This window comes from Pseudomonas sp. NBRC 100443 (genome assembly GCF_030268185.1).
GTDB lineage: Bacteria > Pseudomonadota > Gammaproteobacteria > Pseudomonadales > Pseudomonadaceae > Pseudomonas > Pseudomonas citronellolis.
This window is the reverse complement of the sequence record NZ_BSQE01000001.1, coordinates 306,207-319,599: the sequence shown is the minus strand read 5'-3', so window position 1 is coordinate 319,599 and position 13,393 is coordinate 306,207. Positions and strand designations below refer to the sequence as shown.

The 13,393-nt window shown below is 69.5% G+C and carries 13 protein-coding genes; 8 read left to right on the top strand and 5 right to left on the bottom strand.

Annotated elements, in window-relative coordinates; translation table 11 throughout:
• Positions 1-279: 279 nt before the first annotated feature.
• The 4 genes from QSJ95_RS01435 to QSJ95_RS01420 all read left to right on the top strand — a co-directional run bounded on the left by QSJ95_RS01435 (position 280) and on the right by QSJ95_RS01420 (position 6,529).
• On the top strand, positions 280-1,215 hold the full coding sequence (locus QSJ95_RS01435) for a LysR family transcriptional regulator (RefSeq protein WP_064581566.1): 936 nt from the start codon (positions 280-282) through the stop codon (positions 1,213-1,215).
• A 292-nt stretch (positions 1,216-1,507) separates the two neighbouring features.
• Positions 1,508-2,536 (top strand): DUF5924 family protein, encoded by a 1,029-nt coding sequence (locus QSJ95_RS01430; protein WP_043312483.1) that lies wholly within the window; start codon positions 1,508-1,510, stop codon positions 2,534-2,536.
• 73 nt (positions 2,537-2,609) lie between these two features.
• The gene (locus QSJ95_RS01425) at positions 2,610-3,449 is read left to right on the top strand and encodes an acyl-CoA thioesterase (protein WP_058487876.1); all 840 of its coding nucleotides are present in this window, start codon (positions 2,610-2,612) and stop codon (positions 3,447-3,449) included.
• Positions 3,450-3,565: 116 nt separating this feature from the next.
• Complete coding sequence (locus QSJ95_RS01420) at positions 3,566-6,529, top strand: autotransporter outer membrane beta-barrel domain-containing protein (protein WP_285639359.1); 2,964 nt, start codon at positions 3,566-3,568, stop codon at positions 6,527-6,529.
• Between the two features lie 657 nt (positions 6,530-7,186).
• Here the strand turns inward: QSJ95_RS01420 and QSJ95_RS01415 are convergent.
• The 4 genes from QSJ95_RS01415 to speB form a co-directional block, all read right to left on the bottom strand.
• On the bottom strand, positions 7,187-7,588 hold the full coding sequence (locus QSJ95_RS01415) for a GFA family protein (RefSeq protein WP_285639357.1): 402 nt from the start codon (positions 7,586-7,588) through the stop codon (positions 7,187-7,189).
• A gap of 11 nt (positions 7,589-7,599) precedes the next feature.
• Positions 7,600-8,331 (bottom strand): phytanoyl-CoA dioxygenase family protein, encoded by a 732-nt coding sequence (locus tag QSJ95_RS01410; protein WP_285639355.1) that lies wholly within the window; start codon positions 8,329-8,331, stop codon positions 7,600-7,602.
• Positions 8,328-9,254: a LysR family transcriptional regulator gene (locus QSJ95_RS01405; protein WP_285639353.1), complete on the bottom strand. Its 927-nt coding sequence runs from the start codon at positions 9,252-9,254 to the stop codon at positions 8,328-8,330. Before QSJ95_RS01405 ends, QSJ95_RS01410 begins: the two co-directional genes overlap by 4 nt.
• 74 nt (positions 9,255-9,328) lie before the next feature.
• Positions 9,329-10,285, bottom strand: a complete 957-nt coding sequence (gene speB, locus QSJ95_RS01400) for an agmatinase (protein ID WP_285639351.1) — start codon at positions 10,283-10,285, stop codon at positions 9,329-9,331.
• 280 nt (positions 10,286-10,565) lie between these two features.
• On the opposite strand from speB, the gene QSJ95_RS01395 reads away from it, so the two are divergent.
• The 3 genes from QSJ95_RS01395 to QSJ95_RS01385 all read left to right on the top strand — a co-directional run bounded on the left by QSJ95_RS01395 (position 10,566) and on the right by QSJ95_RS01385 (position 12,041).
• Complete coding sequence (locus tag QSJ95_RS01395; RefSeq protein WP_009614631.1) at positions 10,566-10,793, top strand: CopG family ribbon-helix-helix protein; 228 nt, start codon at positions 10,566-10,568, stop codon at positions 10,791-10,793.
• Positions 10,790-11,071, top strand: a complete 282-nt coding sequence (locus QSJ95_RS01390; protein ID WP_009614629.1) for a type II toxin-antitoxin system RelE/ParE family toxin — start codon at positions 10,790-10,792, stop codon at positions 11,069-11,071. Before QSJ95_RS01395 ends, QSJ95_RS01390 begins: the two co-directional genes overlap by 4 nt.
• A gap of 259 nt (positions 11,072-11,330) precedes the next feature.
• Positions 11,331-12,041, top strand: coding sequence for an RcnB family protein (locus tag QSJ95_RS01385; RefSeq protein WP_285639345.1), 711 nt, complete (start codon positions 11,331-11,333; stop codon positions 12,039-12,041).
• A gap of 49 nt (positions 12,042-12,090) precedes the next feature.
• On the opposite strand, the gene QSJ95_RS01380 is transcribed toward QSJ95_RS01385, so the two are convergent.
• Positions 12,091-12,372, bottom strand: a complete 282-nt coding sequence (locus QSJ95_RS01380; RefSeq protein WP_009614626.1) for a DUF2218 domain-containing protein — start codon at positions 12,370-12,372, stop codon at positions 12,091-12,093.
• Positions 12,373-12,469: 97 nt separating this feature from the next.
• Here QSJ95_RS01380 and QSJ95_RS01375 point away from each other — a divergent pair, with 97 nt between their 5' ends.
• Positions 12,470-13,387 (top strand): LysR family transcriptional regulator, encoded by a 918-nt coding sequence (locus QSJ95_RS01375; RefSeq protein ID WP_285639341.1) that lies wholly within the window; start codon positions 12,470-12,472, stop codon positions 13,385-13,387.
• The last annotated feature ends 6 nt before the right edge of the window (positions 13,388-13,393 follow it).

The following is a 13,393-nucleotide window of genomic DNA, read 5'->3' as shown; positions in this document are numbered from 1 at the left end:
ACTCCTGCTCACGAGCAATTATTGTTTTGTTCTGTGGTGCCCTGATGGTCGCGCATGCCCCGGCGGAGGAAAAATATTAAATATGTCTTCGGGGTATATGAAAAAGCTGGGCAGGCGCGCACCGGCAAAGTGCGCCATGCTGGGTTATGGTGCGGCACCTGGAGGCGCCTCGGCGCTCCCCGGCGCCTGCCGGCGGGCCCGATCCTTGCTTTCCGATGAACCGATGACACAACGAGAGCGCGCACGCCACCGGCGAAGCCGCGCCATAGAGGTCTTGCAGTGGCTTCCTATACCTTGCGGCAATTGAAGTATTTCGTGACCACAGTGGAATGCGGCAGCGTGGCCGAGGCCTCGCGCAAGCTCTACATCGCCCAGCCGTCGATCTCCACGGCGATCAAGGGCCTGGAAGAGAGCTTCGGCGTGCAGCTGTTCATCCGCCACCACGCCCAGGGCGTGTCCCTCACCCCCAGCGGCGCGCGTTTCTACCGCAAGGCCCAGGAACTGCTGCGCATGGCCCACGAGTTCGAGCAGAACGCCCTGGCCGACAACGACGTGGTGGCCGGGCAGATCGACCTGGCCTGCTTCGAGACGGTGGCGCCGCTGTACCTGCCGCGGCTGATCGCCGGCTTCCGCGAGCGCTACCCGGGGGTGGAGATCCGCATCCGCGACGGCGAGCAGCAGGAACTGGTGCAGGGCCTGACCTCCGGGCGCTTCGACCTGGCCCTGCTGTACCGCCACGACCTCGACGGCACCATCGAGACCGAGCCGCTGATGCCGGCGCAGCGCCCCTACGCCCTGCTCCCGGCCGACCACCGCTTCGCCCGCCAGGCCCAGGTGTCGCTGCGCGACCTGGCGCTGGAACCGATGATCCTGCTCGACGTGCAGCCCAGCCGCACCTATTTCGTGAGCATCTTCGAGGAACTGGGGCTGACGCCGAACATCGCCTTCAGCTCGCCTTCCATCGAGATGGTGCGCGGCATGGTCGGCCAGGGCTTCGGCTTCTCGGTGCTGGTCACCCGGCCGCATTCGGAATGCACCTACGACGGCAAGAAGGTGGTGATGGTGAACATCGCCGAAGACGTCAGCGCCTCCGGCCTGGTGGCCGCCTGGCTCAAGCGCGCGCAGCTGACCAAGCCGGCGCGGCTGTTCGTCGACTATGCCCGCGAGGAACTGAGTGGCGGGGTGGTGTCAGAGCCCGCACACCAGCCTTCGTAGGATGGGTTGAGCGGAGCGATACCCATCCTACGGGGCTGAATGCCAACCCTTGTAGGAGCGGGCCCTGCCCGCGAATCGCGCGCAGGGCGCGCTCCTACATGGGGACGGTGCGGGTGGCGCAGCGGAGCGGATCTCATCCGCGAATCGCGCCGGAACCGCCGGCTATCGCGGACAAGGTCCGCTCCTACGAAGAGCCGCCGGCCCCCTACCCTCCGTCCAGCGCCGCTGCCCCGCGCCCGGCACAAGCGCTACAATCCCCGGCCTTCCGGTTGTCCGGCTTCGGCCTTTCGTCATGCTTGTGTTGAAATCCCGCGTGCAGCGCCTGATCGCGCTGGCCCTCTCGCTCCTCGAACGCTACCCGCGGCTGGTCGCCCTGTTCGGCTTCTGCTCGGGGCTGTTCAGCTTCATGATGGTCGACCGCCACCGCGCCGGCTTCGCCCGCGCCATGGCCATCGTCATGCTGGTCAGCTGGCTCTGGCTGATGCTGGAGAACCTGCTCACCCAGCGCTTCAAGGAGCGCTTCGGCTGGTCGGTGCCGCCGGGGCTGCTGCGCTACGCGACCCAACTGATCCACCAGGAAAGCCTGTTCTTCGTCCTGCCGTTCTTCTTCGTCACCACCACCTGGAACAGCGGCCAGGCCCTGTTCACCGGCGCCCTGGGGCTGGCCGGGCTGATCGCCATCACCGACCCGGTCTACTACAAGTGGCTGGCGCCGCGGCGCTGGACCTTCCTCGGCTACCACACCCTGACGCTGTTCGCCGTGCTGCTCACCGCGCTGCCGCTGATCCTCCAGCTGAGCACCCCGGAAAGCTACCGCTGGGCCCTGGGCATCGCCGTGGCGCTGTCCTTCCCCAGCCTGGTGGTGTCGGTGGGCATCCACAAGTGGTGGCGCTGGTTCGCCCTGCTCGGCCTGACCCTGTGCATCGGCGTGGTCGGCTGGTTCGGCCGCGCCTGGGTGCCGCCGTCCACCCTGTGGCTGGCGGAAATGGCGGTCACCGAGCAGTTCGACAACAGCCAGCGCACCCCCGGCGACAGCGTCGAGCAGGTCGGCGCCGCGCAGATCCGCGCCCAGGGCCTCTACGCCTACACCGCCATCAGCGCGCCGCGCGGCCTGGACGAGCGCATCTTCCACGTGTGGCTGCACAACGGCCAGGAAGTCGACCGCATCGCCCTGGACATCCACGGCGGCCGCGAGGCCGGCTACCGCGCCTGGACGCACAAGCAGAACTTCCCCGCCGACCCGACCGGGCGCTGGCAGGTGCAGGTGATCACCGAGGTCGGCCAGGTGATCGGCACCCTGCGTTTCGAGGTCACGCCCTGACCGCCCGGTTCGCTTGACCGCGCCCGGGCCGCTCCCCTAAAAGGACCGGATACCCGCGCCGAGAGCACCGAGCATGACCGACTCCGCCCTGCACCCCTTCGACCGCGCCCTGGCCCTGGAAGCCGACGCCCGCGACGCCGACCTGTTCCACGGCCACACCAGCGCCGACTACTGGAACATGGTCGGGCCCTTCGGCGGCATCACCGCCGCCACCCTGCTGCAGGCCGTGCTGCGCCACCCGCGGCTGCTCGGCGCGCCCGTCGCGCTGACGGTGAACTTCGCCGCCGCCATCGAGGCCGGCGCCTTCGCCGTGCGCGCCACGCCGATCCGCACCAACCGCTCCACCCAGCACTGGCTGCTGCAACTGAGCCAGGTGGACGGCGACGGCGTGGAGCAGGTCTCCACCACCGGCACCGCGGTCACCGCTCTGCGCCGCGAGACCTGGAGCGAGCTCGACCTGGCGCGCCCGCAGGCCACGGCGCCGGCGCAGACGCCGCCGCTGAACACCAGCGGCAAGGGCGTGGCCTGGGCGCAGCAGTACGAGATGCGCGCCATCGACGGCGCCTTCCCCAGCACCTGGGACGGCAGCGGCGAGCACAGCCGCACCCGCCTCTGGCTGCGCGACGCCCAGCCGCGGGCCCTGGACTTCCCGGCGCTGGCGGCGATGAGCGACATCTTCTACCCGCGCGTCTGGCTGCGCCGCGCCACCCCGGTGCCGGCCGGCACCGTGTCGATCACCACCTACTTCCACACCGACGCCGCGCAACTGGCCGAAGTCGGCAGCGGCTACCTGCTCGGCGAGGCCCGCGGCCAGGCCTTCCGCAACGGCTACTTCGACCAGGCCGCGGAGCTGTGGAGCGAGGCCGGCGAACTGCTCGCCACCAGCAACCAGATCGTCTACTACAAGCAGTGACGGCAAGGGCCGGGCGCCCCGCGCCCGGCCTGGGCAAAAAGCCAGCATGGTTACAAAAGCGTAAGATTGCATCGCTATAAACGACGGCCACTTCCAGAAGAAAAAAGGTCGTCGCCATGTCGTTCAAGCCTTCCCCGCTGGCGTTCAGCATCGCCCTCGTCTTCAGCGCCGGCGCCCACGCCGCGCCCGCCGGCCCCATCGTCATCAGCACGCCCAGCACCAGCAAGCAGACGCTCTCCGGCGAGACCAGCCTGCAGGTCACCGCAAGCGGCAGCATCACCGCCAGCGACAAGACCGTCGCCCTGAAGGACGCCACCAGCGGCGCCGGCGTGGTGGTCGACAACAGCGGGCAGATCACCGCCAGCAACGGCCGCGCCATCGAAAGCTCGGGCAGCACCGCGACCACCCGCGACTACCGGATCTACAACCGCGCCGGCGCCGGCATCAGCGCCAGCGACGACGCCGTGCGGGTGAAGGACGGCTTCGACAGCGGCAGCCTGCTGCTGGACAACGCCGGCAGCATCCGCTCGGCCACCGGCCAGGCGGTGGACTTCGACGACCTGCGCAGCGGCGTGCCGGTGACCATCATCAACCGCGAGACCGGCGTCATCCACGGCGACGGCAACGACGGCATCCGCCCCGGCGCCAACGCCAGCATCACCAACTACGGCGAGATCAGCAGCGGCGACATGATCGACGCCGACGCCAAGAACGACGGCATCGACTTCCAGGACACCGAGGGCGGCAGCGTCTACAACCACGGGCTGATCTCCGGCGGCCGCCACGGCATCACCACCGACGTCGGCGCCACCCTGGTCAACTACGCCGACGGCGTGATCATCGGCCGCAACGGCTCGGGCTACGGCTCCGACGGCAACGGCACGGTCACCAACTACGGGCGCATCACCGGCGCCTACAACGGCCTGGTGCCCGATGGCGACGGCGATGGCGTGGACATCGACCTGATCGGCCACATCGAGAACCACGGGATCATCGAAGGCACAGGCGCGGCCGGCGTCGACAAGGGCGGCCAGCCCAACGGCAGCGAAGGCATCGCCATGGGCGGCGGCAGCGTCTACAACGCCGCCGGCGCGCTGATCAGCGGCGCCAGCCGCGGCATCCTGGTGGACGACGGCTCCGCCGGCAGCGGCTACGGCGCCACCACCCTGGAGAACCACGGCACCATCGAAGGCCTGGCTTCCAGCGGCGTGAGCCTGGTCGGCGACTTCGCCGACAGCGTGATCAACGACGGCCTGATCCACGGCGGCAACGGCATCGCCCTGGAGCTGGGCGGCGGCGACGACAGCCTGACGCTGCTCGCCGGCAGCCGCTTCGAAGGCCTGGTGGACGGCGGCGACGGCCATGACCGGGTGAGCTTCGACGACGCCCGCGGCGGCAGCTTCGGCCAGAGCCACAACTTCGAGCGCCTGGAGGTGCGCCAGGGCGCCTGGACCCTCACTGGCAGCGGCGACTTCAGCGAAGGCGGCGAAGTCTTCGCCGGCGCCCAGCTGATCAACCAGGGCGGCATCGCCGGCAGCCTGCTGGTGGACAGCGGCGCCAGCTATGCCGGCAGCGGCAGCGTCGGCGGCCTGGACGTCAGCGGCACCTTGCTGGCCAACCCGCAGCAGGGCGCCACCCACGTGACCGGCGACCTGGCCCTGCGCAGCGGCTCGACCCTGGCCTACGGCGTGGAAGCCGACGGCAGCCACGCCACCCTGCAAGTGGATGGCAGCGCGACCCTGGACGGCGCGCGCCTGGCCCTGCAGGCCGGGCCCGGCAACTATCCCTGGCAGAGCAGCTACCAGGTGCTGAACGCCAGCGGCGGCGTCAGCGGCCGGTTCGCCGAGGTCAGCAGCAACTTCGCCTTCCTCACCCCGAGCCTCGGCTACGGCGCCAACAGCGTGGACCTGCAACTGACGCGCAACGACGTGCAGTTCGCCGACCTGGCCAGCAGCGGCAACGGCCGCAACGCCGCCAGCGCCCTGCAGGGCCAGGGCATGGGCCAGCTGTACAACGCGCTGATCACCAGCGACGCCGGCAACGCCGGCCGCGCCGTGGAGCAGCTGGCCGGCGCCAGCAACGCCAACCTGGCCGCCGCCACCCTGGCCGGCAGCCAGGCGGTGGGCGGCGCCATGCTCGGCGCGCTGCGCCAGTTCGGCGGCGGCCTGCTGGTGGCCAGCGACGAGCGCGACACCCCGCAACTGGCCGCCCTCGGCGTACCCAGCGAGGCACGCAACCTGAACGACCCGAACGCCGCCGGCCGCCTCTGGCTGCAAGGCATCGGCAGCCACGGCCAACTGGACGGCGAGCACGGCAGCGGCGACCTCGACCAGGACACCGGCGGCACCCTGCTGGGCGCCGACTGGGCGCTGGACGGCCAATGGCGCCTGGGCGTGCTGGGCGGCTACTCGCACACCGACCTCGACGGCCAGGGCGGCACCTCCGGCGACATCGACAGCTGGCACCTGGGCACCTACGCCCTGCGCCAGGGCGGCCCGCTGGCCCTGCGCCTGGGCGCGGCCTACAGCAGCCACGACGGCGAAAGCAAACGCCGCGTCGAGTTCGACGGCTTCAGCGACCGCCCCAAGGGCGACTACGACGCCCACAGCTGGCAGGCCTTCGCCGAAGCCGGCTACCAGCTCGGCGACGGCCGCCTGAGCGCCGAGCCCTACGCCAACCTCGGCTACCAGTACTACAAGCGCGACGCCTACGACGAAAAAGGCGGCGCCGCGGCCCTGCACGTGGACGAGCAAAGCCAGCACAACTTCAGCAGCACCCTGGGCGTGCGCACGGCCTGGCTCACCAGCCTGGACAACGGCATGAGCCTGACCCCGCGCCTGGGCCTGGGCTGGCGCCACACCTACGGCGACCTGGACAGCAGCACCCGCCAGGCCTTCCTCGCCGGCGGCGGCGCCTTCAGCGTCCAGGGCACGGCGCTGGACCGCAACAGCCTGCTGCTGGACCTGGGCCTGGACCTGGGCCTGTCGGCCCGCCACAGCATCGGCCTGGCCTACAGCGGCGAGAAAGGCAGCCAGGCGCAGAACCATGCGCTGATCGCGCAGTGGCAGATGGTGTTCTGAAACGCCGCGTAGGGCGTATAACCGTTCGCGGTTATACGCCGTTTCACCTTGGCCATGCCCAGCGTCGCGGTCGAACTCGGAGCGCCCGGAAAGAGGCGCTCCGTGACCGAACCCGAAGCGCGCCTGGAATCAAGGTCAAACGGCGGATAACGCCGTAGGCGTTATGCGCCCTACGCCCGGCCCACCCTCGACGTAGGGCGAATAACCGTTCGCGGTTATCCGCCGCTTCACCCGGCCCATGCCCGGCTTGGTGGTCAAGGCCGGAGCGCCCGGAAACAGGCACTCCGCAACCGCCCCCGAAGCGCGCCTGGGATCAGAGTCAAACGGCGGATAATGCTGTAGGCGTTATGCGCCCTACGCCCGGCCCACAAGTCCGGAGGATGCTTTTCGTAGGAGCGAGCTTGCTCGCGAACAGCAGTCAGCCGGCGAGGTTCGGTGTGTGGCCTGAAGAGCGCCCTCTCCCTAACCCTCTCCCTGAAGGGAGAGGGGACCGTTGGGCAGGCACTGATGTTCTGGAGTTAGCCGGCTAGCACAGAGATTGCCGGCTGAAACCAGGCCTCCGCTCGGCACGGACAAGCCCCCTCTCCCTTCAGGGAGAGGGCTGGGGAGAGGGTACGGAACCGATCCAGCGCACAAGAACCGCCGGCTAGCTCGCGCCTACAAAACCTCCCCATCCTCTCCCGGCAACTGCTCATCCAGATGCAGCCAAGCAACCCGGCTCTTCACCCAAACATGCCTTTGCGGCGGCGCCACCTCCGGATGATCGAAGGTCGCAACAGTCACATCCAACGTCTCCGGCGTCCGCTCCGTCTCGAACACCACCTGCGCCCCACAGTTGCCACAGAACAACCGCCGATTACCCGGACTCGACACATAGCAGGCCGGCGCCCCCTTCAACCAACGGAAACTACTGCGCGGCACCGTCGCCCAGGTGACCACCATGCCCCCACTACTCCGCCGGCAGATCGAACAATGGCAGTGGCCGACATCATCCAGCTCCGCAGTGAACTCATAACGCAGGGCGCCACAATGGCAGCCCCCTTGGTGGGTCTGGCTCATGGCCGGGCTCCTCAGTCGTATTCCGCCGCCTCGTGGTCGCCCAGCAGGCGGCGCTGGCGGGGCGTGCAGGCGGCCAGCACTTCGGGGTCGAAACACCAGTCGAGATAGGGCGAGAACTTCTGCGCCACCATGCGCCGGCCGTAGTGCACCTGCAACAGGTAGCGCGTGCGCTGGCTCAGGTTACGGCTGCCGGAATGCCACAGGTCGCTGCGGAACAGCAGGCAATCACCGGCGCGGCACAGCACCGGCTCGGCCGCCCTGCCCCGCCAGCTGCGCTCGTCCGGGTGCGGCGCGCGGCCGGCGCGGTGGCTGCCGGGGATCACCCAGGTCGGGCAGAGGTCGTGGTCGATGTCGTCGAGGTAGACCTGCGCCGTGCAGATGAACATCGGCAGCTCGAAGCCGCCCAGCAACAGCGCTTCCGGCAGGCGCAGCGGCAGGTAGTCCTGGTGCATGTCGCCGCCGATGAAGCCGGGGTGGCAGCGCCAGGCGGTCTGGCCGATGACGTGGCAGTCCGCGCCCAGGGCCGCCTCGGCCACCTCGATCAGCCCCGGCGGGTCGAGGTAGGGCAGCCAGCGCGGCGAGCGGTTGAACACGCACTTGTAGTGGTCCACCAGGCCCTCGTAGTCCCAGTGGATCGGCCGCAGGGCGTCGATCAGCCCGCGCACCTCGGCGACCTGCGCGGCATCCAGCAGGCCGGGCAGCAGCACGAAGCCGTCCTCGTGCAATGCGTGCAGTGCGTTCATGAGTCCAGCCCTCCCCGCCCCAGTTGCGCCTGGGCCTGTTCCAGCGCGCTGAGGAAGGCGCCCAGGGCTTCGCCCGGTTCGGCGCCCTGGCGCGTCACGCAGTGGAATTCCGAGTGGTAGGCCAGCTGCGCCGGGCGGATCGCCCGCAGCCGCCCCTCGGCGACCCAGGCCGCGGCGTAGGGCGTCGGCAGGTAGCCGATGAAGGTGCCGCTGAACACCAGGTTGGCGATGGCCTCCATGCTGTAGGCGGTGGTCGTGCGGTTGAACACCAGGCCGTGGGGGCGCCGGCTTTCGGCCATGTAGCCGCGGCCGACGTAATCGGCGGCGCAGATCGCCTCCAGGCCCGGCTCGTCGTCGGCGCGGGCGAAGAACGGGTGGCCGGGGGCGCAGTAGAGGTTCTGTTCCTCGCTGAACAGCAACTGGTAGCGCAGCCCGGACAGGCGATGGTGGAAGGCGCCGATGGCCAGTTGCAGGCGCTCTTCCAGCACGGCGTTCTCCAGCTCGTCCGGGCGCTGGGTGTGCAGGTTCAGGCGCACGCCGGGGTTGCCCTGGCGGAACAGGCGGATGGCCAGCGGCAGCGCCCAGCAGTGCTGCCCGACCACGCCGTCGACGCAGCCCAGGTGCAGGGTTTCGCGGGCGCGCCCGCCCAGGCCGGTGACCTGCTCGCGGAAGCGCTCGATGTCGACGAACAGGCCCTGGGCCGCGTCGTACAGCTGCTGGCCTTCCTCGGTGAGCTGGAAGCCGCTGCTGCCGCGCCGGCACAGCGAGTAGCCCAGGCGCAGTTCGAGGTCGCGCACCAGCACGCTCAGGCGCGACAGGCTGGTGTTCAGGCGCACCTGGGCAGCGGTGAAGCCGCCGGCCTCGGCTATGGCGCAGAAGGTGCGCAGCAGGCGCAGGTCGATGTCGGAAAGGTTGCCCAGCATGGGGGTTCTCGCGGCGGCGGGGGCAGGCCTTCGTTATAGCCCCGCGGGCGCCGCCCCGTGAACCCCCGCGGCGGTCAGCGGCGCCGGGCCCGGGCGTCGGCGAGGATGCACAGCAGCTCGAACATCATGGTCGCGCCGACCAGCGCCGTGGCGCCGCCCAGGTCGAACGGCGGCGACACCTCCACCACGTCCGCGCCTATCAGGTCCAGGCCCTGCAGGCCGCGGACCAGGTGCTGCGCCTGCAGCGTGGTCATGCCGCCGATCTCCGGGGTGCCGGTGCCGGGGGCGAAGGCCGGGTCGAGCACGTCGACGTCGAAGCTGACGTAGGTCGGCCCCTCGCCCACCACCCGCCGCGCCTCGGCGAGTGTCGCCTCGACGCCCAGCGCGGCGAACTCCTCCATGTGGATGACGCGGATGCCGCACTCCCTGGCGAAGGCCTCGTCGTCCGCCGAATACACCGAGCCGCGGATGCCGATCTGCACGGTGCGCCGCGGGTCCAGCAGGCCTTCCTCGATGGCGCGGCGGAACGGCGTGCCGTGGGTGTAGGGGTTGTCGCCGAAGTAACGGTCGTTGGTGTCCGAATGGGCGTCGAAGTGGACCATGCCGATGGGCCGCTCGGCGGCCAGGGCGCGGAAGATCGGCAGCGTCACCAGGTGGTCGCCGCCCACCGACAGCGGCACCGCGCCGGCGGCGTGGATGCGCCGGTAGAAGCCCTCGATGCGCTTGAGCGAATCGAGCAGGTCGATGGGGTTCACCGGGGCGTCGCCCACGTCGCCGACGCGCGCCAGGTCGTAGGGCGCGATGCGGCTGACGTGGTGCACCTTGCGCATCAGGCTGGACTGGTTGCGCACCTCGCGCGGGCCGTGGCGGGCGCCGGCGCGGTTGGTGGTGCCGCCGTCCCAGGGCACGCCGACCAGGGCGATATCCACCTGGGCCGGGTCCTCGAAGATCGGCAGACGCATGAAGCTGGGGATGCCGGCGAAGCGCGGGACCTCGGCGGCGTCCACCGGTTGCGGGAAGTCATGGGGCATGGGCGTCTCCTGGCGGGAAAGGGGCTGCTCCGCCAGCCTGGACCGCCCCGCGGCGGCGGCAAATCCCGAAAGCGGCAAGCCAACTTGCGCCGCCGCGAAAGTGCCCTAGAAGCCGCGCCAGCCGGGCCTTTCCGCCTTCCTGGCCAGTTCCGCGCCAGCGCCCGGCCGCACTCGCGCCCTCTCCTTCCCATTGCCCTTCTCGCCAACGCCAAGTGCCTGATTCGTATACTTATGTTATCGTTGTAGACACTGTATACAGCGTAAACGGACTGCTCAGAAATTGACCACCGTAATCTCCTTCCGCGCCGATGACGCCCTGGCCAAGGCCCTGGACCAACTGGCCCGGGCCACCCACCGGGACCGCCCCTACCACCTGCGCCAGGCCCTGGCGCAGTACCTGGAGCGCCAGAGCTGGCACGTGGCGGCCATCGACGAGGGCCTGGCCGACGCCAACGCCGGGCACCTGCTGCCGCACGCCGAGATAGAAGCCAAGTGGGGGCTGGCATGAGCCTGCAGTGGACGCACAAGGCGGCGGCCGACCTGGACGGCCTGTACGACCACTACGTGGTGCTGATCGGCCCGGAGAAGGCGCTGAAGGCCATCCAGGACGTGGTCGGCCAGGTGAAGGCGCTGGCCGACCTCAGCCTGAGCAGCGTCGGTCGGCCCAGCGAGGTGCCCGGCGTGCGCGAATTGCCGCTGGAACGCTGGCCCTACCAGGCCGCCTACCGGGTAAAAGGCCGCGATGTACAAATTTTGCGCATCGATTCTGTGGATAACCCGGGGTAAAAGTGGCCACACGGTTACAAAATATTTCAAAGTATTGACTTATTAATTTTGTACAAAAATAGATCAAATGCATCTTTCAAGGTAATTTGGTCTATTTGCGACCATAAATTGAAATATCGATCTAGTTACGACCGAATGATGACCAATCGTCTTTTCATGCGGCGACGCGTTTTTCCAAGATCGGAACTTTTCCCAGCATTTCCCTGTCCACTTTCCTGACTTTCCCGGCCATTTCGCCGCCCTGCCCGACGACCCGACCATGCCCAACACCGCCTCCCTCCGCGCCCTCTGCCTGGGCCTGCTGCTGCCCGCCGGCGCGGCCCTCGCCTGGAACGCCAACGACGCCCAGCAACAGCAGCAATGGCAGGAGCAACAGCGCCAGCAACAGGAACAGCAACGCCAGATGGCCGAGCAGCAGCGCCGGCAGAACGAGGAACAGCAGCGCCGCCAGCAGGAGCAGCAGCGGCAGATGGCCGAGCAGCAACGTCGGCAGATGGAGGACCGGCAGCGCCAGCAACAGGAGTTCCAGCGCCAGCGCGACGAACAGCGCCGCCAGGCCGAGCAGCAGCAGCGCCAGGAAGCCCAGCGCCGCCAGCAGGAACAGCAGCGGCGCTGGCAGGAGGAACAACGCCAGCAGGCCGAGCGCGACCGCCAGTGGCAGGACGAGCAGCGCCGCCAGGCCGATGAGCGCCAGCGTCAGTGGGAAGAGGCGCAACGCCGCCAGCAGGAGCAGCGGCAACGCGAATGGGAAGACGCCATGCGCCGCCAGGAGGCCGAGCGCCGGCACTGGCAGACCGGCCAGTACCTGCCGCCGGAATACCGCGCGCAGCGCTACTACGTGGAAGACTGGCGCAGCCGCCAGCTGCCGCCGCCGGCCTACGGCTACCAGTGGCAGGAAGTGGACGGCGACTACCTGCTGATCGAACTGGCCAGCGGCCTGATCCAGCAGATTCTCAGCGGCCAGCGCTGAACCGCGGCGGCCACGGCGGCCACGGCGGCAAGGGAAAAGGGCAGGGGGCTCAGCTCCAGTTCACCGGCAGCTGGCCTTCCTTCCAGGCGAAGCGGTCGAGGTGGCTGACCACCACCTGCTGCACGCGGGCCAGCCGCTCGGCGTCCTCGGCTTCGGCCTGCAGGTGCAGCGCGGCGGCGTCGGCCTCGAGCCGGCAGGTGCCGAACTCGAAGTTCAGCACGCCGCTGTCCTCGCTCAGCTCCACCGGCAGCTTGTGGGCGAAGTGGTTGCACAGGCGCTTGAGGTAGCGGGCGCCATCGGGGGTGGGCACGTCGGCACGGGAAGTCGGCATCGTTCATCCTCTTCTTTCAGAGGCTTCGTATGCTAGGCGCAAGAAAGCCCGGGAAAAACCGGCTATCGTGCCTTTCACTCTTAAGCGGAGCTTCACAATGGACAACCTCCGAGGCATGGCCGTGTTCGCCACCGTGGTCGCCCGCGGCTCCATGGCCGCCGCCGCCGAGGCCCTGGGCATGAGCCCCTCGGCGGTCAGCCAGCAAATCCGCAAGCTGGAGGCGCAGGCCCAGGTGAGCCTGCTGCACCGCACCACCCGCCGGCTGACGCTGACCGAGGCCGGCGAGGCCTTCTACCGCAGTTGCGCGCAGATGCTGGCCATCGCCGAGGAGGCCGAGCAGCGCCTGGGCGAGTGGCGCGAAGCGCCGGTGGGCGAACTGCGCCTGGCAGCGCCGGTGGGTTTTTCCGGGCGGCTGATCACCGAGGCGCTGCGTCCGCTGCTGGAGAACCACCGCCAGCTGCGCCTGCAGCTGTTCTTCCACGACGAGCAGATCGACCTGATCGAGCAGCGCATCGACCTGGCCATCCGCGTCGGCAACCTGGCCGATTCCAGCCTGGTGGCGCGCCACCTGGGCGACTGGCAGAACCTGGTCTGCGCGGCCCCGGCCTACCTGCGCCGCTGCGGGGCAATCGACCGTCCCGAGCAATTGCTGCAGGTCGACTGGCTGGCGCTGAACACCCGCGGCCACGGCCAGGCGCTGCAGTTCGACGGGCCGGACGGGGAGAGCTGTCGCCTGCGCCTGGAGCCGCGGGTGGCGGCCAACAGCATGCTCGCCCTGCGCCAGTTCACCCTCGACGGCCTGGGCGTGTCGCTGCAGCCGGAGCCGGAAGTGCGCGAGGCGCTGGAGGAGGGCAGGCTGCTGCGCCTGCTGCCGCAATGGCGCCTGCCCACCTACGGCATCTACGCCGTGACGCCACGGCGCGACGCCCAGCCGGCCAAGGTGCGGGTGGCCATCGAGGCGCTGCGTCGGCACCTCGGCGGGCTGTCGCCGACGGGGCCGCGGGTGGCTGTGTGAAGCGCC